Annotated in this window: 19 protein-coding genes; 8 read left to right on the top strand and 11 right to left on the bottom strand. The window is 69.5% G+C overall.

From position 1 onward, the window contains the following. Positions 1 to 541: 541 nt before the first annotated feature. Entirely contained in the window at positions 542 to 1,729 is a 1,188-nt protein-coding gene (rsgA, locus tag CMC5_RS30895; RefSeq protein ID WP_050433762.1) for a ribosome small subunit-dependent GTPase A, read from the top strand. 9 nt (positions 1,730 to 1,738) lie between these two features. Here the strand turns inward: rsgA and CMC5_RS30890 are convergent, their stop codons facing one another. After that, positions 1,739 to 2,275 carry a hypothetical protein gene (locus CMC5_RS30890; protein ID WP_050433761.1) on the bottom strand — a complete coding sequence of 179 codons (537 nt, stop codon included), beginning with the start codon at positions 2,273 to 2,275 and terminating at the stop codon, positions 1,739 to 1,741. 38 nt (positions 2,276 to 2,313) lie between these two features. Further along, entirely contained in the window at positions 2,314 to 2,826 is a 513-nt protein-coding gene (locus CMC5_RS30885) for a hypothetical protein (protein ID WP_156338986.1), read from the bottom strand. 99 nt (positions 2,827 to 2,925) lie between these two features. Between CMC5_RS30885 and CMC5_RS48705 the strand changes: the two genes are divergently transcribed. From CMC5_RS48705 to CMC5_RS30865, 4 genes are all read left to right on the top strand, one after another. Next, the gene (locus CMC5_RS48705; protein ID WP_050433759.1) at positions 2,926 to 3,585 is read left to right on the top strand and encodes a DUF2271 domain-containing protein; all 660 of its coding nucleotides are present in this window, start codon (positions 2,926 to 2,928) and stop codon (positions 3,583 to 3,585) included. Between the two features lie 19 nt (positions 3,586 to 3,604). Further along, positions 3,605 to 3,835, top strand: a complete 231-nt coding sequence (locus CMC5_RS30875; RefSeq protein WP_050433758.1) for a DUF4266 domain-containing protein — start codon at positions 3,605 to 3,607, stop codon at positions 3,833 to 3,835. Then, a complete protein-coding gene (locus CMC5_RS30870) occupies positions 3,822 to 4,646 on the top strand; it encodes a hypothetical protein (RefSeq protein WP_050433757.1) in 825 nt (274 codons plus the stop codon). The genes CMC5_RS30875 and CMC5_RS30870 overlap by 14 nt, the downstream gene beginning before the upstream one ends. 117 nt (positions 4,647 to 4,763) lie before the next feature. Continuing rightward, positions 4,764 to 5,486 carry a class I SAM-dependent methyltransferase gene (locus CMC5_RS30865; protein ID WP_050433756.1) on the top strand — a complete coding sequence of 241 codons (723 nt, stop codon included), beginning with the start codon at positions 4,764 to 4,766 and terminating at the stop codon, positions 5,484 to 5,486. A 90-nt stretch (positions 5,487 to 5,576) separates the two neighbouring features. On the opposite strand, the gene CMC5_RS30860 is transcribed toward CMC5_RS30865, so the two are convergent. From CMC5_RS30860 to CMC5_RS30845, 4 genes are all read right to left on the bottom strand, one after another. Further along, a complete protein-coding gene (locus tag CMC5_RS30860) occupies positions 5,577 to 6,914 on the bottom strand; it encodes a DUF3570 domain-containing protein (RefSeq protein ID WP_050433755.1) in 1,338 nt (445 codons plus the stop codon). A 151-nt stretch (positions 6,915 to 7,065) separates the two neighbouring features. Then, on the bottom strand, positions 7,066 to 8,169 hold the full coding sequence (locus CMC5_RS30855; protein ID WP_156338985.1) for a hypothetical protein: 1,104 nt from the start codon (positions 8,167 to 8,169) through the stop codon (positions 7,066 to 7,068). Between the two features lie 125 nt (positions 8,170 to 8,294). Further along, on the bottom strand, positions 8,295 to 8,726 hold the full coding sequence (locus CMC5_RS46680) for a hypothetical protein (RefSeq protein WP_050433753.1): 432 nt from the start codon (positions 8,724 to 8,726) through the stop codon (positions 8,295 to 8,297). A gap of 573 nt (positions 8,727 to 9,299) precedes the next feature. Further along, positions 9,300 to 10,922 (bottom strand): ABC-F family ATP-binding cassette domain-containing protein, encoded by a 1,623-nt coding sequence (locus tag CMC5_RS30845; protein ID WP_050433752.1) that lies wholly within the window; start codon positions 10,920 to 10,922, stop codon positions 9,300 to 9,302. Positions 10,923 to 11,192: 270 nt separating this feature from the next. On the opposite strand from CMC5_RS30845, the gene CMC5_RS30840 reads away from it, so the two are divergent. Beyond that, the gene (locus tag CMC5_RS30840) at positions 11,193 to 11,915 is read left to right on the top strand and encodes a nucleotidyltransferase domain-containing protein (RefSeq protein WP_050433751.1); all 723 of its coding nucleotides are present in this window, start codon (positions 11,193 to 11,195) and stop codon (positions 11,913 to 11,915) included. Between the two features lie 182 nt (positions 11,916 to 12,097). Here the strand turns inward: CMC5_RS30840 and CMC5_RS30835 are convergent, their stop codons facing one another. The 5 genes from CMC5_RS30835 to CMC5_RS30815 all read right to left on the bottom strand — a co-directional run bounded on the left by CMC5_RS30835 (position 12,098) and on the right by CMC5_RS30815 (position 17,841). Further along, positions 12,098 to 12,823 (bottom strand): hypothetical protein, encoded by a 726-nt coding sequence (locus tag CMC5_RS30835; RefSeq protein ID WP_156338984.1) that lies wholly within the window; start codon positions 12,821 to 12,823, stop codon positions 12,098 to 12,100. Positions 12,824 to 13,635: 812 nt separating this feature from the next. Continuing rightward, on the bottom strand, positions 13,636 to 14,232 hold the full coding sequence (locus tag CMC5_RS30830; RefSeq protein WP_050433749.1) for a Uma2 family endonuclease: 597 nt from the start codon (positions 14,230 to 14,232) through the stop codon (positions 13,636 to 13,638). A 690-nt stretch (positions 14,233 to 14,922) separates the two neighbouring features. Further along, the gene (locus CMC5_RS30825) at positions 14,923 to 16,047 is read right to left on the bottom strand and encodes a DUF3089 domain-containing protein (protein ID WP_050433748.1); all 1,125 of its coding nucleotides are present in this window, start codon (positions 16,045 to 16,047) and stop codon (positions 14,923 to 14,925) included. A gap of 294 nt (positions 16,048 to 16,341) precedes the next feature. Beyond that, entirely contained in the window at positions 16,342 to 17,031 is a 690-nt protein-coding gene (locus CMC5_RS30820) for a Rossmann-fold NAD(P)-binding domain-containing protein (RefSeq protein ID WP_050433747.1), read from the bottom strand. A 225-nt stretch (positions 17,032 to 17,256) separates the two neighbouring features. After that, positions 17,257 to 17,841 (bottom strand): Uma2 family endonuclease, encoded by a 585-nt coding sequence (locus CMC5_RS30815; protein ID WP_050433746.1) that lies wholly within the window; start codon positions 17,839 to 17,841, stop codon positions 17,257 to 17,259. A gap of 322 nt (positions 17,842 to 18,163) precedes the next feature. On the opposite strand from CMC5_RS30815, the gene CMC5_RS30805 reads away from it, so the two are divergent. Then, the gene (locus CMC5_RS30805) at positions 18,164 to 20,581 is read left to right on the top strand and encodes a serine/threonine-protein kinase (protein ID WP_050433744.1); all 2,418 of its coding nucleotides are present in this window, start codon (positions 18,164 to 18,166) and stop codon (positions 20,579 to 20,581) included. Further along, entirely contained in the window at positions 20,568 to 22,301 is a 1,734-nt protein-coding gene (locus CMC5_RS30800; RefSeq protein WP_156338983.1) for a protein kinase domain-containing protein, read from the top strand. The genes CMC5_RS30805 and CMC5_RS30800 overlap by 14 nt, the downstream gene beginning before the upstream one ends. Positions 22,302 to 22,318: the final 17 nt, after the last annotated feature.

Genomic DNA, 22,318 nt, shown 5'->3' with positions numbered 1-22,318 from the left:
TCCCTTCCACCTGGCGCTGCCCTCTTGGTCGCCAGCCACGAGTCTGCTGCGCCTCCCCCGACAAGCCAGCCGCGCCACGCTCATCCCGGCAAAATGGTGCCCTGTTCGTCTCCGTCAGACAGCGCCCTGCGCGTCCACGGCGCCCTGTCCAGCGGGGGGGTGTTGACGTCTTCACGCGGACGGCGCAACCTTGCGCTGTCGCATCCAGCGATGGCGCTCCGACGAGCGAGAGAGGATCAGAGCCAAGAAGATGATTGCCGCCAGACTTCCCAGCCGCTCTGCGCCCGTCCTCGTTGCCGCGAGCCTGCGCTGCTGACGCCGTACCGCTCCCCGATCCCGGGGGCGCGACGCGCGCTCTGCCAGTGAACTCCCCGCGCTGAACCGGCCTCCTGCTGGTTGCGCGGGCCCGCGTCCGAGCATGCCTGGACGGGCTCCGACCTCGGTTTTCCCGAGGCCTGGTCCGCGGCGTGTCGGCTTTGCCGACCGCTCATGCCTGCAACGCCGTGCCGACAGGCACGTCAGCGCTCGGAGCTTGCGTTCAATGTCATCTCGTCTCACCGGCACTCTCGATCCGTCTCTGACTCTCTCGTCGACTGCCTCCGAACACCCCTCGGCTCCCGGACCTCTTTCCGCGTCCGAACACGCGATTGCACCCCAGGCCACAGCCTCCGCGAGCGTCCCGCTCGAACGGCTCGGTTGGAACCCCTTCTTCGAGCAGCAGCGGGCAACCCTCGCGGAGCCCCTCCAACCTGCTCGCATCGCCGCTGGTGGCGGCGGCACCTACCACGTGCTCGGCGAGCACGGCCCTCGGCGCGCCACCCTCAGCGGCCGCCTGCTCCATCACACCGACGACCCGGCCGAGCTGCCCACCGTCGGCGACTGGGTCGGCCTCCGCCCGGATGGAGAAGGCCTCATCGTCCACCGCTTCGACCGCCGCACCTGCCTCCTCCGCAAGGGCGCTGGACGAAAGGTCGAGGCCCAGGTCCTCGCCGCCAACATCGACACCGTCATGATCGTCACCTCGCTCAACGGCGACTTCAACGCGCGCCGCCTGGAGCGCTACCTCGCCGTCGTGCTCGATGGCGGCGCCCGCCCCGTCTTCGTCCTGAGCAAGGCCGATCTCTGCGACGACCCCGCCCCCTTCCTCGACGCCGTCCGCGCGGTCGCCCCTGCGGCGCCCACGATCCTCGTCAGCGCCCTGCTCGGCGAGGGCCTCGACGCCCTCCGCGAGCCGCTCCACGACGGCGAAACCGTTGCCCTCGTCGGCTCCTCCGGCGTCGGCAAATCCACCCTCGTCAACGGCCTCCTCGGCGCGCAGATCCAGCGCGCCCTGCCCATCCGCGACAGCGACGAGCGCGGCCGCCACACCACCACTGGCCGCGAACTCTTCCTGCTCCCGGGAGGAGGCCTCCTCGTCGACACCCCGGGCATCCGCGAGCTGGAGCCCTGGCGCATGACCGACGACGGCCCCGCCGGCTTCGGCGACATCGACACCCTCGCCGAAGCCTGCCGCTTCCGCGACTGCACCCACGCCGGCGAGCCCGGCTGCGCCGTCGCCCGCGCCATCGACGAAGGCGCCCTCGCCGAGGATCGCCTCCAGGGCTTCCGCAAGCTCGAAGCCGAAGGCCGCCACCTCCGCGAGCGCCACGACGCCCGCGCCCGCGCCGAGACCAAGCGCTACCACAAGCAGCTCAGCCGCTCTCTCCGGCACCTCCCGAAGAAAGCCTGACCACCCGCCTCAGGGCTCTTCGGTCTCTCCGCCCGGGCGCACCATCTCCTTCGCGCGCTCGCACGCTGCCTCGTCCACCGCTGAAGCCAGCCAGCTCGTCAAGCACCGGTCCGCGTCGTCCCCGGGCACGAGCACCGCGTTCCCCTTGTGGTACTCCGTCCCGCGCCCCTTGCGCACCAGCGTCAGCCGATCGGGGAGCCAGCCTCCCTCCTCGACCACGCGGCTCAAGATCTCTGGCTCCAGCCCCACCACCGAGTCGTAGTTCGCCGCGTACTCCGCGTCCGTCGTCGTCCCCGATCCCGTCGCTCCGTCGGGCGCGAGCCGCAGCCCGCTGCTCCCGTAGAGCCGCAGGTTCCGCTCCGGCTTCCCGTGGCAATCCAGCGTCGCGCAGCGGTACTCCAGCGCATCCGACACCATCGGGAACGGCTCCATCGGCGGTACCAGCGGCGCCCCCGCGTGCTCCTCCATCGGCGCGCACGCCACCAGCGTCGAGGCGCCCACCACGAAGACCGCTGCCCTCGCCACGACCCTCGCCACGCCCGTCACGACCCTTCTCCTGCGCTCCAGGGCCACCCGACCGCCCCTCATGGACAGCCCGCTTCCTCTGGCCCCAGCTCGAACGGCAAGATGTACACCTGCCCGGCCGAGCGCGTTCCCGTCTCGCTCGTGTGGCACGTCGCGCACGAACCGTCCCCGTTCACGGGCGACTCCATCTCCTGACGCCACTCACCGCGCTCGATCGTCACCCACATCGGGTACTCCGGCGTGAAGTCCCCGGGCCGCACGAAGAAGTTCCCCGCGCAGTTCGTCGCCGCCTCGAACGTCACCCCGCGCTTGTCGACCAGGCTCACCACCACCCCGCCCGCAGCGACGGGCGCGTCGGCCAGCCGGTGGATCGTCCCCGCCACCGAGAACGGCGTCGTCACCCCACCATCGTGGCACAGCAAGCAAGGTTGCCCCGCGCGGTGCAGCGGCCCCGCCGGGATCGCCGGATCCTCACCGCCCAGCTCGATGATCGCCGCTTCTTTCAGCGGGTCCGTGCAGCCCAGGAGCGCCATCGCCGCGCCTGCGCTCAGAAGAACCTGGATGCTTCTCATCGCTCCCCGGCACGCACCGGGGGCCACCTTGGTGCTTGTCACGTGACCGCGTGTCTCGTAGGATGAAAACGAAATTCAACTTCAGACTACCGGACGACCTTGGCTCCGTCAACGACCCGCCCTGATCTCTGGAGCAGCCTGCGAAGCGCCGCCCCGAGCCTCCTCCTCCCCGTCCTCGCCCTCGGCTGTGCTCCTGCGACCAGCAGCGATCCGGCCTTCTGGGCGTCTCACCAGATCGGTGAAGGGGGCGCACCGCCCGACCCTGGTAGCACAGGCCCCGGGGGCGCTGGAGGGAGCGACGAACCCCCGCCAACCCCGAGCGGAGGCCTCACCCTCGAGTTCACCACCCTGTCCAACCGCGGTGAATACGCGCCCGACAACATCGGCGCCGTCTGGATCACCGACGCGCAGGACAACTTCGTGAAGACCCTGGAGGTCTGGGCTGCCAAGCGCGCTAAGCACCTCGTCAAGTGGCGTGCTGCGTCCAAGGGCCACAGCCTGGTCGACGCCGTGACGCGCGCCACCCGCGGCGCGCACGTCGCGCACGAGTCGTACTGGAACGGCACGAACAGCGAAGGCGGCGTCGCCCCCGAGGGCGCTTACCGCATCTACGTCGAGTTCACCGAAGACAACTCGGCCGAGGGCGAGCCCCCTGGTCCCTGGATGGTCTTCGACTTCGAGAAAGGCGCCGTCCCCGGGGACGCCGTCGTGCCCGACCAGCGCCACTTCAACAACATCCACCTGACCTACGCGTTCTGAAGACAGCGTTTCCATCGTCATGATCGCGACCGCACGACGCCTCGCACGGCACCCCCTGGTTCCTCTGCTCGCCGCCCTCCACCTGCTCGCCGCCTGCACCCACGTCGCCCCGTACGACCGGGCGCGTCTCGCGCACCCCACCATGTCGATCGGCCCCTCGCACGGGCCGGGGGAGTCGCACATGCAGGCCGTCCACGAGGGCGCCACCGGCGGCTCCGTCGGCGCAGAGAGCGGCTGTGGCTGCAACTGACGCTCGAATCCCAGGTCTTCGCGCGCTCTCGACGGTCCTCCTGACGCTCCTCGGCGTCGCTGCCGGAGCCGAGGCGCGCGCCGACGAGACGCTCGTGGTCCCGATGCACGCCTACGAGGTGCAGCACCTGATCTTGCCCGCCCGCGTGCAGAATCAGCTCTCCATCGCTCTCGTGCAGGACTTCGGCCTCGGCACCGGCGCCGACGTCTGCTCCCGCCAGAGCCAGCTCGAGAGCGGCTACGCCTGCTTTCGCCACGGCGGCTCCCAGTACCACGGCACCCCCGAGCCCGGCCGCGGCGGCGAGGTCGGCTCCGTCCTCCAGCCGGCCACCGCGCGCTTCCTCGTCGGCTACGACCGCGTCGTCCTGGAAAACCTCACCTTCGGCGTTCGCGTCGGCTACGTGCTCCACGGCGGCGGCCCCCGCGAGAGCGGCGCCGACGGCGCGTCCTTCCTCCCGTTCCACGGCGAGCTGCGCGCTGGCTACACCTTCGGCGCCTCCCCCTTTCGTCTGGCGGGCCTCCGCTGGTCCCTCTTCGTCACCGGCGGCGTCGCCCAGGTCGACACCGAGCACCGCGTCTTCATCCGCGAAGACCAGAGCGTCCCGCCCCCCACCAGCCAGCTCGACAACCCGCCCACCCAGACCCTCAGCGCCTACAAGCGCGCGGGCACCGGCTTCGTCGGCGGTGGCGCTGCGGTCACCTGGGCCGTCACCCGCGCCACGGGCTTCACCCTCGGCCTCCGCGTGACCCGCTTCTTCCCGTCCGCGGGCACCGCCTTCTCCCCCGAGATCGGCTGGAACCTGGGCTTCTGAAGAGGAGCCTGGCCAAGCTTTCGCGTCTCGGCCGAAATCCAGGCCCCCTCCACCGAAAACCCCGCCATCCACCCCCGCTCCAGCCAGCGCTACAGAGAGAGCCTCCCTGGAGCGCACATGAAGAACCACTTCGATTTCGACGACCCCAAGCACGCCTTCAACCTGGGCAAGCACAGCGACAAGATCACGCGCTACGAGGATGGCCCACGCCGCTTCGTCCCTGGCTACGAGCTGAGCCACACCCTGGCCTCCATCCTCCTCCGCGACCGCATCGGCGAGCGCGGCAAGATCCTGGTGCTGGGCGCAGGCGGCGGCGTCGAGCTGGCCGCCTTCGGACAGGCCGCGCCCGACTGGACCTTCGTCGGCATCGACCCCTCCGAGAACATGCTCTCGCAGGCCAAAGACAAGCTCCGCGACCTGCACCTCGACCACCGCGTGGAGCTGGTGAAGGGCTACATCCCGGACGCGCCCGAGGGCCCCTTCGACGCCGCCACCTGTTTCCTCACCCTCCATTTCATTCCAGACGACGGCAGCCGCCTCGACACCCTCCGGCACATCCACGAGCGGCTCGCCCCGGGCGCCCCGTTCATCCTGATCAACTTCTGCGCCGACAAGACCGCGCCCAGCTTCGAGGACCAGCTCCGCCTCTACCGCGCCTACCCCATCCACCAGGGCCTCCCCGTCGAGATGGCCGAGCACGCCTCCCGCAGCGTCACCGAGCTCGTCCCCCTCGTCCCGCCCGAGCGCGAAGTCGCACTCCTCCAGGAAGCCGGCTTCGAGGACGTCACCCTGTTTTACAAGGCGTTCCTGTTCAACGGCTGGATCGTCCGCAAAGCATGATGCCGCGCCCCTGACCTCTGCGCCTGCGGCCGTCGCTCACCTGCCGAAGGCCAGAGGCCGGGCATCGCCTCCAGCGGTTCGACCCGGGGATCAGTCGAAGACCGCTTGCACCCCGAGCGCCGCGAACAGCGCCCGCCGGTACGAGATGTACATCGCGTCCGTGTAGTTCGTGAACACGCCGTCCACCTGGAGGCTCGCCGACCAGTGCGAGCCCAGCGCCAGCGACATCCCGCCGCCGCCCGTCAGCGATTGCAACGGCCCCAGCTCCCGGTCCCCCGTCCTGAGCCCTGGAATCAGCAGCGCGCCCGAGCCACCGCGCACCGCACCGTAGGCCCGCTCCCAGAAGTCGGCCCCGGTCTGCACGTGCATCCGCACGTGAGGCCACAGCGTCACCCGCCGCCCGATGTCGAACATGTACCGCAGGTCCGTCGTGCTCGCCTTCGTGCCCCAGGTGTCCGCGTAGAGCCGCTCCTCCACCCGCAGCGTCGCCCCCGAGAACCGGTACGCCAGGCGCCCCGTCAGCGCGAACCGCTCCCGGTGCAGCGGCAGCGCCTCGATCGGCCGCGCGTGCAGCCGCATCGCGCTCACCTCCGCCACGCTCGCCCCCACCCGCACCGACCCGGCCACGGCCGGATCGAAGATCGGCACGTAGCGGTACGGCTTCGCCTGGTTCCCCTGCTCCAGCATCGCGTCGATGTTGAACGCCATCACCGCCGACGGGTTGATCACCACCGTCAGCCCAGAGCTCAGCGCGTGCTGCACCATCACCCGCCCGAACACGTCGAACGGCGTCCCCACCCGCCCGGCGATGTCGTGCCGGAAGGCGTAGGCCAGGAGCAGCGTGTAGTTCTTCTCGTCGAAGTCGATGGACCCCTGCACCCCTGCTGATAGCGAGCGGTAATCGGGCTCCACGGACACCGACCCTTGCCCACCGACCCGATAATCGCCTGACTGGTAGGACCCATCGATCGAGCCCGCGTGGCGCACCTCCGTCCAGGGAGGCGACGCTGCCGCGATGATGTCGGGGGACGCCGCCGTCACCACGTCCACCAGGTAGCGACCGCCGACCGACCACCCGCCCGTCGGGCTCTCGATCGTCGCCCCGACCGTCGGCGTCAGCACGTGGACATCGGTATCGTCCGTGTAGGCCGACACCTCCGACGTCGCCCGCACCGTGAGATCTGCGAGCGATACCCCCTCCGAGGCCGCCTTGCCGCGCCGCGCGCCGTTCGCGTTGCCCGCTGCATTGCCGGGCGCGCTGCCCGCCGTACCGCCCGCCGCATTGCCCGGCTCTGCGCTGACGGCGCTCCCACCGCCACCGAGCAAGGCGGCCAGCAGCAGCGCGCCGGCGACCCGCCGCGTGCGTGTCGACGTCCCCGAGGCCGGCGCACGGCGGCGGCGCGTGCGCTCGCTCCGGAGCTCATGCACCCGGCCGGAGACTTCGCCCGCTTCTCGATGCACCGACGTCAGGCCCGAAGCGGCGAAACGTGCCGGATTTCCCGAGTGGATCGCGGGGTGGTGGGGCCCCGACGAGCTTGGCTCGGCGGGGCGGCGGGGGCGCGTGCCCCTGCCGTGGGAATCAGGGCGCGCGGACGACATACGACAGCGAGAGAGAGAATGCCGTCCCGTGGCTCGGGAAGGTCTGAACGGCCCGCAGATCCGCCATCACCGCGTGCTGCCCCGGGAAGCGGTACATCGCCCCGAAGCCCAGCCCGGCGAAGCCCTGCCCGAGCTTCACGTACGCATCCAGCTCCTGCCGATCCGGGTTCGGCACGCCGGGCTGCGCGTTGTCCGACGGCGTGCAGCCGCCCATTCCCGCCCGGCACTCCTCCACGCTCACCTTCCGCGACGCATCGATCTGCGCCACCCCGCCGAGCACCGTCGCGAACAGGTTCAGCGGCTGATCGCCATCGAGCCCGCCCAGGATCCAGTACGAGCCCCGCACCTCCATGTGCAGCGGCATGAACGCCGCTCCTTGCGGTGCCGCCGGCCCGCCCCCGAACGCGAGCCCCAGCCGCCCGCCCACGCTCAGGCGCGCCAGCACCGAGCGCTCTGCATGCAGCAGCACCCGCGTCGTCCCGTACGCCAGCGTCGTCCCGGCGTCCGTGCCTGCACCTCCGCCCGGCGTGCCCAGGTACTGCTCCCGATCCCCTCGGAAGCACGCATAGCGCCCCGACGACTGGCTCTCGCGCCCGCACACGTCCCCGCCAGGCAGGAGCACCGTGTCCATCTGCAACCCGGACCCGATCCACCAGGACGGCTTGCTCGCGGGTCTCGACACCCCTTCGGCCTTCAGCGCGCCCGCATCGAGCGCCACCGTCTGCGCCGCCTTCGCGTCCCGCGGGCCCGCCTGCGCCTCGGTCGTGTTGCCGGAGAACGCCTGCGGATCCGACACCGCGTCACGCTCGCTCTGCGCCGCGGCCCCTCCTGAAGCCTGCTCTGTCGCACCTGTCGCCTCTGGCGAAGCGCTGCCCGAAGGCGCTTCCTGCGCTGCCACCGCCGCGGTGCCACCGGGGGAGGTTGGAGCAGCCCCCTCAGCGCCGGTGCGGTCGGTGCCCGCGCCGCTGGTGGATGCCCGAGCGACCGCCCCGTCGCCGTGAGCCGCTGGGCGAGCCGCTTGCGCGGTCGTCTCCTGGCCGGAGGACGCCTGCGCCGAGCGCGCAAGCAGCGAGGCCGCGATCACGCAGCCAGACAGAAAAGCTCGCCCGGGCGTGGCACAAAGCACACCCTCCAGTGACGACCACTGCATCTTGAATTCCACGACCACGACCGCCACGCGTGCACGTGGCGGCGTTCAGGGCCTCTCGATCACTCGCTCCCCGGCAGCCCCGGGATCTCTAGGTCGTCGTCGTCATCGTCGTCATCGTCGTCGTCATCGTCGTCGTCGTGATCATCGTCGTCGTCGTCGTCGTCGTCGTCGTGATCATCGTCGTCGTCGTCGTCGTCGTCGTCGTCCTCGTCCTCGTAATCATCCGGCCCAGCGCCTGCGCCGGTCGACGTCGAGGACGACGTGCTGGCGCCCGCGCCGCCGTTGCCACCAGCGCCACCCGTGGCACCAGCGCCACCGCTGCCATCGCTCCCACCTTCCGAGCCAGCGCCCGTGCCTCCCGAGCCCGTCACCTCGGACGGCTCATTCTTGCCGTAATCGAGGTTGTCCATCGCGGCGCATGCAGGCGCGGCGATGAGGAACGCGAGTCCAGCGATGGCGGTGAGATCAGAAGGCTTCCGGCGAAGTCCCATACGGGTTCCTCGATTCGATGTGACGTGACGCAGGGAGCGGCTCATGCACGGTGAGGCGGGAAACCGTACGAGGCCACCCGCCCTGCATCCCAGCGCAGAGCTGCTCACCTGGATATGAAAATAACTTTCAACATCACGCTAGTGGAGGACGCCAGCAGGTGTCAACACCTGCCGCAGCGACCCGATCGCACGCCGTTCGGGCCGAACCCTGTCCGACCGTCACCCCTCATTCACACGGCAGGGGCACGCGCCCCCGCCGCCCCGCCGAGCCAAGCTCGTCGGGCCCCACCACCCCGCGATCCACTCGGGAAATCTGGCATGTCTCGCCGCTTCGGGCCTGACGTCGGTGCATCGAGAAGCGGGCGAAGTTTCCGGCCGCGTGCATCAGAGCCATGCCCAGAGCAACGGCGAGAGCAGCGGCGTCGACCGCTGGGTCCGGGTCCACGGGCGTCCAGAACCAAGACCACATTCGTCTGCGTGGGCGCATGACGGGAGCGCGGGTCCCAAGCCTTCAGACCGTCGCTCGGATGCGCGGCCCCCACCAGGCCGTCGCGCGAACCCCCCCAGGTTTCCTCAGGCCCGCATCCCGGGCGCCTCGTGCCCGCTCTGCGCCACGTACTCCGTGTACCCGCCCCCGTACACCCGAGGGCCCTCGGGGAGCAGCTCCAGCACCCGGTTCGACAGCGCCGCGAGGAAGTGCCGATCGTGGGACACGAACAGCATCGTCCCCTCGAAGTCGGCGAGCGCCTTGATCAGCATCTCCTTCGTCGCCATGTCCAGGTGGTTGGTCGGCTCGTCGAGCACCAGGAAGTTCGGCGGATCGTAGAGCATCTTCGCCAGCACGAGCCGCGCCTTCTCCCCACCGGACAGGATGCGGCAAGGCTTCTCCACGTCGTCGCCCGAGAACCCGAACACCCCGGCCAGCGTGCGCAGCGAGCCCGGTGACGCCAGCGGGAACGCACCCGAGAGCGTCTCCCACGCCGACTGCGTCGGATCGAGCAACTCCATCGCGTGCTGCGCGAAGTACGCCATCTTCACGCTGCCCCCCACGTGGACCCGCCCCGAGTCGGGTTGCGAGTGCCCCGCGATCAGCTTGAGCAGCGTCGACTTCCCGGCCCCGTTCGCCCCCATCACGCACCAGCGCTCGCGCCGCCGGATCAAGAGGTCCAGCCCGTCATAGATCGTGCGCGACCCGTACGCCTTGTGGACGTCCTCCACCCGCGCCACGTCCTCGCCCGAGCGGGGCGGCGTGCGGAAGTCGAAGGTCAGCGTCCGCCTTCGCCGCGGCTCTTCCACCTTCTCGATCTTGTCGAGCTTCTTCACCCGCGACTGCACCTGCGCCGCCTTCGCCGCCTGCGCCTTGAACCGCTCGATGAAGCGCATCTCCTTCGCCAGCATTGCCTGCTGCCGCTCGTACTGCGCCTCGGCCTGCGCCTCGTTGACCGCGCGCTGCCGCTCGTAGAAGTCGTAGTTGCCCGAGTACGTCGTCAGCTCGCCGCCGTCGATCTCCAGGATCTTGGAGACGATCCGGTTCATGAACTCCCGATCGTGGGACGTCATGAGCAGCGCGCCTTCGTACTGCTTCAGGTACTCCTCCAGCCACAGGATCGACTCCAGATCCAGATGGTTGGTCGGCTCGTCGAGCAGCAGCGCGTCGGGCCGCATCAGCAGGATCCGCGCGAGCGCCACGCGCATCTTCCACCCGCCGGACAGCGCCCCCACGTCTCCGTCCATCACCTCCTGCGCGAACCCGAGGCCCGCCAGGATCTCGCGTGCCCGCGCGTCGAGCGCGTACCCGCCCAGCTCCTCGTAGCGCGCCTGCACGTGACCGAAGCGCTCCACGAGCTGCTCCATCTCGTCCATGCGCTCCGGGTCCGCGAGCGCCAGCTCCAGCTCGGCAAGCTCCGCGGCCACCTCGGACACCGGCCCTGCCCCGTCGAGCGTCGCGGCGACCACGGACTTGCCGCTCATCTCGCCGACATCCTGGCTGAAGTAGCCGATGCTCACCCCGCGATCGACGGCGACCTGCCCATCGTCTGCGGCCTCCTCCTTGGTGATGAGCCGGAAGATCGTGGTCTTGCCGGCGCCGTTCGGCCCGACCAGGCCGATCTTCTCGCCGCGGTTGATCGCCGCGCTGGCCTCCAGAAAGAGGATCTGGCGCCCGTGCTGCTTGCTGATGGAATCGAGGCGAATCATGGCGGAACTGCTGGCTCGTGGAGGGGGGTGGAAGGGGGCCGCGGGTCTAGCACACGCGCCGCCCCCCCTGCGAGCGTGACGCGCGGTAGAGCTGGCCGAGCGCATCGCCAGAGACCTCCCCTGGGTTCGCGTCGAGCGAGCGCGTCGGCCTCCCTTGCGGTCGCCCCCGTCCGCGCCGCCCCTGCCGACGGATGGCGCCTCACCAGGTCACCGCATTACCCTCCCTCGACCCGACCCCTCACCCAGCTTTTCCGATCGACCGGAGCCTCCATGCCCCCGACCCCTCCTTCGTCGAGCGCGCCAGCCTCCTCTCCGAGACCGAGCGCCACGGCACCTCTGCCCGTCGCGCCGAGCGACCGCGTCTCCCCCCACGAGCGCCGCGTCATCGAAGCCCTCGCCGAGCAGCACGGCTGCCACGCCGCCATCCTCTACGGCTCACGCGGTCGCGGCGAAGGCCGCCCCGACAGCGACCATGACCTGCTCCTCGTCCGGAAAGACGGTGCCGCCGAGCGCCTCGTCCGTCCGATCGAAGGCCTCGCCATCGACGCCTGGATCGAGCCCGAAGCCGCACTCGACGTCACGAAAGACCCGGGCCTGCTCCGCATCCGCGAAGGGATCGTGATCGTCGACGCCCACGGCTTCGGCGCCGCGCTGCTGAAGCGCGCACAGCAGGTGTTCCGAGAGGGACCCGCCCCGCTGCCGCCGGGGGAGCGGGAGGCGCTCCAGGCGTGGGGTCAGAAGATGCTCGCGCGCCTCGCCGAGCGCTCGATCGAGGGAAATTACCGACGCGCCTCGCTCCTCGCCGAGCTGCTCCCCGCCTACTTCCAGCTCCGGGGCGCCTTCTACCTGGGCCCCCGCGAGGCCCTCCAGCAGCTCGCGAAGGAGGACGTCTGCGTGTACGAGGCGTTCAGCGGCGCCCTCGAACCCGGCGCCCCCGACAGCGCCATCGCCCGGCTGGTGAACCTCGTCATCGACCAGGCTCCCGGTGGATGAAGCGACGGGCCCCGGCCCGAAGGCGACCGGGACCCGCCATTCACCGACCTCTCACCGGCCTCTCACCGGCCTCTCACCGGCCTCTCACCGACCTCGCACCGACCGCGTGGCGCCTCGACGCCCGATCGCGTGCTGGCTCGGTGCTCGATCCGGCCAGCTGAAGCCGAGATCGAGGAGCGCGATCAGCGTCCCAGGATCGGCTGGCCGGGCTTCGTCCCCACCCCCTCGTCCGCAGCCTTCTTCTTCTTCTCCCTGCGGAGAAAGAATGACTCCACGAAGCTCCGCTGCCCCGGGAACGACGACCGCAACCTCCCGTAGGCATGCTCCAGGGCATTGCGCAGCTCGATCCGGGCCGCCTTCTCCGTGTCGCCGGCCATGGCCTCGACCTTCAGCGCGGCATCGAGCGCGGTCCGTGCCGCGACGCTCCGCTCCAGCGCCTCGTCCAGATCGGCCAACAGGCTCACCTTCGCCGGGAAATCCGGCGCCTCCGCGAGCTGCGTGCGCACCCGATCGACCAGCTCTGGCTCCTCGCGCGGCCGCATGTTCCGGATCTCGCTCGCCGTGCGCCCGAGCATCACCGTGCGGTACAGCGTATGGCTCCGGTCCCGCTGCGCCGGCCCATTGAGAAGCCCGTCACTACACGCCATCAGCCGCATCCCGAGCACCATGTCGCGCACACCGAACGAGGATCGCGCCTTGCTCGTCGCGGCCTCGGCTTGCACCTTGCTCGACACCCGTGCTGCCAGCGTGTTCGTCCGCGCTCGGACCACGGTGCCGCTCTCCTGGATCAGCGTGCGCTGCTCCGGAGAGATGACCTCGACCTCGCGCCAAGCCTGCTCGGTGTTGATGAAGTGCGCCGCATGCTCGAGATGGACCTGGCTGGACGCCGTCTTGGAAGGCAGTTGCATGAGATTCCTCTGGTTGTTCTTGCAGGGAAGTTCTCCGGCCCCGGTTCCCACCCCCATGGCGGTTTCAGGCGGAGAAGAGACGCAGCCGCGCCGCGTTCTCGTGTTCGACGAGTGGCGCGAATTCTTCTTCTCGGCCCAGTGAATTATTTTTCGCGATTTGTGGGATAAGGTGGTCGTTTGCTGGATCGCTTCCGGCGTCGCATTGGTGTGGAAGCTTTCGATTTTCAGGAGTCGGCCGTGATGCGGCGCCCATCCTGAAGGTCGGGCGCGACGGTCGCGTGAAGGTCGCTGAGGGCGCGCAAAGGGTTTGGCGCCTTTGAAGGAAAGTCGCTGAAGGCGCGCAAAGGGTTTGGCGCCTTTGAAGGAAAGTCGCTGAAGGCGCGCAAAGGGTTTGGCGCCTTTGAAGGAAAGTCGCTGAGGGCGCGCAAAGGGTTTGGCGCCTTTGAAGGAAAGTCGCTGAAGGCGCGCAAAGGGTTTGGCGCCTTTGAAGAAAAGTCGCTGAGGGCGCGCAAAGGGTTTGGCGCCTTTGAAGGAAAGTCGCTGAAGGCGCGCAAAGGGTTTGGCGCCTTTGAAGGAAAGTCGCTGAAGGCGCGCAAAGGGGTAGGCGCCTTTGAAGGAAAGTCGCTGAAGGCGCGCAAAGGGGTAGGCGCCTTTGAAAGGGCAAGCGCTGACCTCTGCTGGGGCGCCAGGGTCGCCGGAGGGGACGCTGACTCGGGCGGTGGGTGTATCGGCGGTGAAGGCGCAGGGGCGCCAATCAACGAGCCCTTCTGTAATCCGGCCGGCCGACGTGCTCCGATGGAGCCCTTGCTGGTTCAGCCGTCGCTGCGCTGCGGGAGCATCCCGTCCCACAGGACGGAGAGCGGCAGCTCGATGGCATCGAAGGGCGCCGCTCGAACGACGTCGTCGCCCTTGACCGTCAGCTCGACCTCCCAGCGCTTCCGAGGGCCAAGGTGCTGGACCTCGAGGCTGCGCTTGATGGGGTCGATGAGCCAGACCCAGGTCACGCCTTCGCGGGCGTAGATCGGCAGCTTGTCGAAGCGGTCGTCGGTCGCCGTGCTCGGGGAGAGGACCTCGCAGACCCAGTCCGGGGGGAGCGAGACCGCCGCCGTCTCCGGTACCCTGGGCATCCGCTCGCGGCGCCAGCCGGCGAAGTCCGGCACCAGGACGTCGCTGTCGAGGTGGAGCTCGGGCTCGAACAGGAGCCACCAGCCGCCAGGTCCATCGAGACCGAACTGAAAGGGCCGGACCAGAAGCCCCCCCAGCGCGGAGGACGCGAGCGCATGGGGCATGGCGGGGCGCGGCGACATGAAGAGGGTGCCCGCGATGATCTCCCCGACCATGTGCGGAGGTACAGCTTCGAGATCGGCGTACGTGGCCGTGCCCCGTCGATTTTTCGCCGCCTCGCCCATCACATCACCCGAATCGCGCGCATTTCGCTCACCAGGGCAGAAGGGTAAACCAACAGCGCCAACGTTGGCGCACTCAATCTAGCGTGAGCTGAGTCACGTGATCTGAGGAAAAACGCGCGCGGTCTGGCAAATGATCCGGAGGGCGCGGCAATACGCAAATTGGGCCTTTCGCGCGTCGATTTGCGATCGCCAGGGGGTCCGCGCGTGCGCTCAGGGGGGCCGACTCAGTGATGCCATACTCTCCTGGTTGGAGCTTCATTCAAACAGAATGAGATCGCCCGACCAGGCCGAGCGGCTTGTCCACGCTGATCCGGACGCCTGATGTGGACGCGGCATGATTCCTGTGCGGCGACAGGTTCCATCCGGCAGGTGGGTCTGCGAGCACCTGAGCCACGCCATATGACGAGCGCGTGATGTGAAGTCCGCGCTCCGTGATGTGCTCGTTGTGTGGGGCGGCTTCGACGAACTCTGGTCTCCGGGCGTCTGAAGTCGATGGGATGAGCCGCAGCGCCGTGCCCCAGGTCCCGGGTGTTTCAGAAGGCGCGTGCGATCTGACCCTTGCCAGGAGATGCCACTGGACCTGACTTCGCCTGGTGCGCACGGGAAGGGGCGACGCCTTCCCGAGGACGCAGCGGGACCACGCGAGGGAAGGCTCCTGGCAAGCCAGCCTCACGACGCGCGCTGCGGGCGCTACTGCGGCTGTCTCTTGCGTGCGGCGAGGAACGCGGTGCTGCGATCGATGGCGTTCTGCCGCAGGCTCATGAAGAAGATCTGAAACTCGATCGGGTGGTAGTTCCCGTCGCCCATCACGTGGTCGAGGATGCGGCTCGGGAGATCGCGGGGCGTGTTCCCGACCTGGGAGACGAGCAGCGTGCCCTTGTCGCACCGGGCATCGGCAAAGCCTGGACGAGGTGCGTGATCGTCGGTCTCCAGGAACACGGCGCCCAGGTTCTTCTCGGCGGGGACGGGGGCACCGTCGAGCTGCCAGGACAAGGGGTTCGTGCAGGCGCGCTCGCGTCCGTCGGGGTAGCTGAGTTCGAAGGAGGTCGGGGCGTAGGTCGGGCTCCGTGCGGTCCAGGAGACGACGCAGTGCAGGTCGTCGGCGGCGCGGCAGAGGGGGATGTCGGGGGCACCCTCGCGGAGGCCGTCGACCGTCACACGACCGCCGATCAGGTAGGCGGCGACGAGCTGGTTCCGCAGCGGTTTGCCAGCGATCTCTTCACGGAGCAGCCGCTCGCCGAGGATCGAGCCCTGGCTGTGGCCGGCAAGGAGGAACGGGCGTCCGGGGCCTCGCTTCGCGTTGAATGCCGCAAAGGCGCGGCGGACGTCGTCGTATGCGAGGGCGATGGCCTGATCTCCGTCGGCGGAGGGGTTGTAGAATGCCGTCCCGTTGGCCTGGCGGTATCGCGGGGCGTAGATGGCGCAGCAGCCATTGAAGGCGGACGCCTGGATGCCCGTGGCGACCCGGTCGGTGGCCTCGTTGAGCGCAGCGTCGTCCGTGGGGCCGTTCCACTGGTTGGCGACGTACGAGGTGGGGTGGAGGTAGAAGACGTCGACCTCGGCGCTGGCCTGGTCGATGGCCGTGGCGCCCGTCGGTGCGCGGTCGGCGCTGTCGACCCGCTCGGGCAGCGCGCTCCAGGTCGCGGGGTCCGCGTAGTCCGGTGGCGGCGGCGGGGTCGTGGCCGCGAACGCGGTGCTCGGCGTCATCATCGACTGGACCAGCGGGCCGATGAACAGCACGAGGAGCGTCACCGAGGCGAGGATTCCGATCACGACCCCGAGCGCGATGCGCCGCGCTCTCTTCGACCACTTCATCAGGTGCTCCCGAGCGGTGCGTGAAGTCTTTCCGTCAGCCTGTCGACGAGCCCCCGCACCACGCTGCGACCTCTCGACAGGGCCCGTGCCAGGGGACGTCTGGCACGGGCTGGGCCGTGAACACGATGGGTTTCGGCCCTATTCCTGCAAAGCGTGCTGGAGGGCGTGATGCAAAGGGTTGCGCCGCTCTGGCGTGAGTTGCGCCAGGTTTGCTCAACCTCGACGTCCGGGATCGGGCAAGGGTTGCGCAAGCGATGGCCTTGCGGGGAAGCGGCGCTGGAACCGGGTCTCTGATCACGCCTGCGGAGCGCCGTGGGTCGAAGCGGCGGCCTCGCGGCCGATCCGGTCGATGTCGGCATTCTCGAGCACCCGCATGGGCGCACCGTAGCGCGCGACCTCCAGCATCGCGCGCCCCAGGTGGTCCGTGGTCGTCATGTACTTCGGGAGCACCTTCTGCAGGACCGGGAAGAGCGGCGCGAGGCCGCCGTAGATTGCCTTGAACAGCGGCTGCTTCGGGCGCACGCCGTGGATGAACGCCGGCCGGAACATGTAGGCCTCGAAGGGCAGCGCGAGCAGCGCGTTCTCGGTCTCTCCCTTCACCCGCGCCCACATCACGCGGCCCTTCGCGGTGCCGTCGGTCCCGCTGCCCGACACGAAGACGAACGTGAGATCGGGGCTCAGCCGCGCCAGGGTGCGGCCGACCGAGAGGGCGATGTCGTAGGTGACGCGCCGGTAGTCCTCTTCGCTCATGCCCAGCGAGGAGGTGCCGAGGCAGAAGAAGCAGGCGTCGTGACCGGCGAGCTGGTCCTCGATCGGCGCGAGATCCAGGAAGTCGCGGTGGATGAGCTCGCGCAGCTTCGGGTGCGGTTGCCCGGTCGCGTTACGCCCGACCGCGAGGACGTTCTCCACGTCGGGATCGCCGAGGCAAACGCCGAGGACGCCCTGTCCGACCATGCCGGTCGCGCCGAAGAGGAGGATGTTCACGTGGCTCTCCTTGCCCGTCGTCCTGCCAGCTGGAACTGCTGCTGCCAGCGGGAGCCTACACGCTCCTCGACCGCGGCGCCGCGCCTCCTTGGTCCATCGCTGGTGGAACCGAGCCGGAGAGCGGTGGCTCCATGAGCCTCCCTATCGGCTGGGCAAGTGCACCAGGCGTGCGCTTCGTCGTTCCACCATCACGTCCGTCTTCGCGGCTCGCTCACCGCGATCGCGTCAACCCTGGTCGCCAGCGATCCAGAGGGCCGACAGCTCCAGCGCCACCGCCTCGAAGGGCGGGGCGTGCACCACGGCGTCTCCAGCGACTGCCGTCTTCAGCATCCACAACCCCTGCTGGCCCAGATGGAAGACCTCCAGCATCTGCGCCGCCGGATCGAGGAGCCACACCCACGGCACACCTGCCGCGGCATGGAGCGGCATCTTGACCACCCGGTCGTGTCTCGCCGTCGAGGGGGACAGCACCTCGCACGCCCAGTCGGGCGGCAACGAGCATGCTGGCGCCGTGTAGACCTCGGGCATGCGCTCTCGTCGCCATCCGGCGAGATCCGGGCAGATGATGTCCCCTCCGAGGGCCAGCTTCGGCTCTGGCAAGATCCACCAGCCACCAGGGCCGCCGCGGCCTCGGGAGAAGGGGTTTCCGAGATCGAGGTACAGCATCCCGGAGGCCTTCGTGTGAGGCCCGCCTGGTCGTGAGGAGCTGTAGAGCACGCCACCGATGAGTTCGGCGATCATGTCCTCGGGCACAGCGTCGAGGTCGGCGCTCGTGGCACGAGCGGGCCGCTTTTCCGCAGGCTCATCCATCGGTGCGATGGTAGCGCACCAGAGGGGATCGAACGGGAAACGACGAAACGTCCCGGGTCGCCGCGCGAGGACTCGTGACGGGCTCACCCGACCCGTCCGCGACGCGCCATCCGGTCGTCCGCGATTCCTGCTTCTCCCGGGCTTCTGCTGCTTTTCCGGCACGCTCTCCGGCCTCCTTCCGTGCGCGGTGCGTGATCTGGAGCGCCATTGACGCTCTCCACGACGGCCCCAGAATTCCTTCCGGTCCTGCCGCCGTGGAGCGGCTTTCGACCTGGCTCCCCCGCTTCGTCGCCCAGGTGATCCCGGAGGAGGAGCGCGCGGAATGAGCACCGAGGCCGAACCCACGCACACGACGCCCGTGTCGACCGATGCCGTGGTGCCGTGCGGGCCGCTCCACGTTGGTGAGGTCGTCGCAGGGCGTTACGAGGTCACGTGCCTCCTCGGTCGGGGCAAGCTCGGCTGGGTCTTCGAGGCGAGCGACGGGGGCGAGCGCGGCGCGGGGCCGCACCGTCGCGTCGCGCTCAAGGTCTTGCGGTCCCTGCCCGTCGACGCGGCGGACGAGGCGGCGTGCCATGCGCGGGCGGTGTCGGAACTCGACTGCCTGCGGCTGGTTCACGCGGTGGCGCCGACGCGGCACGTCCTCCGGGGGCTCGCGGGATCACCCGTCCAGCATCGCGCGTGGCCCGTGCTGATCCTGGAGCTGGTCGAGGGGTCGACGGTGAGGGCGCTCGTCGATGGGGGAGCGACGTTCGATGCTGGCCGGATCCTGCGGGTGGGTCTCGGGGTCGCGCGCGGCCTCTCGGCGCTGCATGCGGCGGGGCTCGTGCATCAGGATCTCAAGCCAGAGAACGTGTGCCTCGATGTGGAGGGCGAGGCGGTGCTCGTCGATCTCGGCTCGGCCCGTCGGATCGCGTCGGTGCCGACTTCCCCGGTGGGGTTCACGCCGCGCTATGCGGCGCCGGAACAGTGTCATGGTGAGGCGGCGACCCCTGCGACGGACGTGCACGCCCTGGGGCTCCTCTTGCACGAGCTGCTCACGGGTCAGGCGCCAGCGCTGGGGGAACCGCTGCGAGGGAGGCTTTCCTCTGCGTCGTCGGTGCCTTCAGCGTTCACCGAGCTGATCCGCCGCTGTCTGGAAGTCGATCCGGCGGAGAGGCCGACCGCGGAGGAGGTCGTGGCGAACCTGGCCGCCATCTCGCCACACCGCCGCGATCGTGCGCGTGCGTCGCTGAGACCACGGCTCGCCTTGCTCTCGGCGGGGATGCTGCTGCTCCCGGTCGGTCGGGCTGCGTCGGTGGAGGGCTTTCCGCTGGGCGGCCCGTCGAGCGTGAGCGCCGCCTCGACGACGCCGACGGGATGGCACGAGGAGGCTCCCGTGGTCGCCTCGCGGGCGTGGCTCGGAGAGCCGCTGTGCACCCGGCGGTTCGGGGATGGATCGGAGAAAGGCCTCTCCAGTCTGGTGGCAGCCGATGGGGCGGGGAACCCGTGGATGGTCGGCACGTTCCGGGGCACGGTCGATCTGGGAAAGGGCCCTCTCTCCAGCGCGGGGGGCGCGGATCTGCTCCTCGCCAGATTCGATCAGGGGTGCCGAACCGTGTGGTCTCGGCGCTTCGGGGATGAGGATTTTCAGGCCGCGACGGCCATCGTGTACGGCGGGGAAGGGGGGATGCTCGTGGCGGGCGAGTTCCTGGGCAGGCTCGATTTCGGTGACGGGATCGCGCTCGAGAACCGCGGGGATGTGGATGCGTTCCTGGTGCGGTTCGATGCCGAGGGGCGCGCGCTGTGGGGCAAGCAGTACGGGGACGCGGCGGTGCAGAAGGGGTTTCAGCTGGCCGTGGGCGCAGATGGAACAGTCGTGGCCGTGAACGTGTTCCAGGGCAGCATCGATTACGGGAACGGCACGGGGACGCTCACCAGCAGGGGGCAAGGCGACATCTCGATGGCCAAGCTGGGGCGCGATGGCGAGGCGCTCTGGAGCGTTCAGCTCGGCGATCACGCGCATCAGTTTCCGATGCGCGTCCGACTTGATGGGCGCGGAAACATTCTCCTCGCCGGGATCTTCGATCAGCCTTTCTGGCTGGGGCGTCAGCAGCTGGTGAGTCAGGGGGGGCAGGATGTGTTCGTCGCGAAGTTCGATGGCGAGGGGCACCTGCTCTGGGCCCGTTCTTTCGGCGGCCCTTCGAACGACGACGGGATGATGGAGGTCAACGAGGCGGGCGACGTTCTGGTGATCGTCAACGCTCACGACGTCACGGAGGGGGACGAGAGTGCCGTCGGGAGCGCAAGGGCGGCTCGTGGACCAGCGGGCGGTCGCGCGCTCTCCCTCGCTGGACTCGATGCCGAGGGGCGTACGCGCTGGACTCGGCGCTTCGGCGGTCTGGAAGAGGACTATGGAGCTTTGCCCGTGGCGGTCGGGAACGAGTTCCATTTCACCGGGTTCTTCGGTGACCCGTCCAGGAACGGGGAGAAGCCGTCTGCGAGCGGGCAGCAGGTTCAGCATTTCGCGGCTCGCCTCGACATGCGCGGCGGGATCACCTGGACACAGGACTTCGCACGTGACGAGCTGCGCAGATCCCTCACCATCGGCGCCCTGGGTCGAGAGGGGCTCTTTCTCACGGGGCGCGTTGGCCATTCACCTTTCGGGCTGCTGACGCCGCAAGTCGGAGACGACGTCTACCTCACGAAGGTTGCCTTCGCCGACGTGGGCGATCGGTCGGAGGGGCGAGATGCCACCCGATGAGGCTGGCCACGGGCCGGCTGCGGCCCAGGAGCCGTGGCGCGACGGCGAGGTATGCAGGCCGTGGTCCGAGGACCGAGGGCGCGCGCTGGCGCCTGGTGAGGTCGTGGCAGGGCGCTACGTGGTCGACGCCCAGCTCGGCGATGGGGCGTTCAGCGAGGTGTTCACGGCATGGGATGGGCAGCCGGGAAGTTCGTGTCGCGTGGCGCTGAAGCGGTTGCGACCGGCGCATGCCATGAACGCCCGGTCTCTCCATCGGTTCGAGCACCGTGAGCTTGCGCTGCTCGTGCGGGTGAGCGCTGCGGGACCTGCGCCGAACGTGGTGTGCCCCCGTTCGGACGGGCTGGTGTGGCACGAGGGCCTCCCGCTCATGGTCCTCGAACTCGTCGAAGGGCCTTCGCTGCGCGCGTCGATGGATCGGAGCAGGAGCCTGCGCCTGCCCGTGGACACCGTGGGGCGGATCGCGCTCGGGCTCGCGCAAGGGCTCGCGGCGATCCATGCGGTCGGGGGGATTCACCGGGATCTGAAGCCCAGCAATGTGCGGCTCCGCGGGGATGGGAGCCCGGTCATCCTCGATCTCGGGATCGCCAAGGCGCTCTGGGACGAGCAGGACACCACGACCAGCGCGCCGGCGTGGATGACGCACCGCTATGCTGCGCCCGAGCAGCTCGATCGTGCGCCCGTCTCTGCTGCGTGTGACGTCTATGCGCTGGGGCTGATCCTCCACGAGATGCTCGACGGGAAGGTGCCGCTGGCCGGGGCGACCTTCGCCTCGACGCGCGCGCTCCGGCTCGGAGAGGACGGGAGGCCGTCATCACCGACGGGGAGGGGGCTGGCGGATGCGCTGGCCCGGATAGCGAGCGCGTGCCTCGCGCGCTGCCCGGCTCGCCGACCGACGGCGAACGAGGTCGCTGTGGCCATCGAGGCTGCTCTGGCGCCCGAGAGGGGGCGGCGTGCTCGTCTCCTCAAGGCCGTGCCTTTGCTGGCTGCGGGCTTGCTGGGAGGGGCGTGTTCTGGCGTGACCGCCTCGTCGCCGTCAGGGGGGGTCGATGCCTTCTACCCGCTCGGCGAGGCGCTCCGCGTCGAGGTCGGTGATGTCGCTATCGGGCAAGGGGGCGCCGAGCGCTACGGTCCGAGTCCGGTCCCTGGCCGCAGAGGGGCGCTGCACTTCGACGGGGAGAGCGACTTCGTCGAGGTGCCTTCGGGCGAGGCGCTCGACGTGGGGCGAGGGGACTTTTCGATCGCTGCCTGGATCAGGACGAACGCGCGGGGCCAGACCAGCGTCCTCGTGGACAAACGTGACGAGCACGAGGGCCGTGTGCGGGGCTTCTCGTTCTACTTGCAGCAGGGGAACCTCGGGGTGCAGCTCGCCGATCGGGATCGAGCGACGAAATGTGTCGGGTCATCGTGCTGGGCCTACTCGAACTACCGGTCGTCGGGCTTCGTCGCGGATGGTGCCTGGCACCATGTCGTCGTGGCGATCCGACGGAACGAGATTGATGGCGGGGTGTTCTACATCGATGGTCGGCCTGCGGGCGCGTTCGATCCGACCGATCGACCCAGGTCACTCGACAGCGAGGCGCCGCTCCGGGTAGGCAGGCGCTCGTCCTCCGAAGGCGGCTTCTTCGCGGGGGATCTCGCCGATGTCGCGCTGTACCGGCGTCAGCTCTCGGAAGCGGAGGTCGTCGATCTGTTCCTGAAGTCGCCCCCACCCAGCTCGTGACGAGGTGGCTTCGCTGC

Source organism: Chondromyces crocatus (assembly GCF_001189295.1).
Taxonomy (GTDB): Bacteria; Myxococcota_A; Polyangia; order Polyangiales; family Polyangiaceae; genus Chondromyces; species Chondromyces crocatus.
Note: the sequence above shows the minus strand (reverse complement) of the source record. Positions and strands in the feature narration are given on the sequence as shown.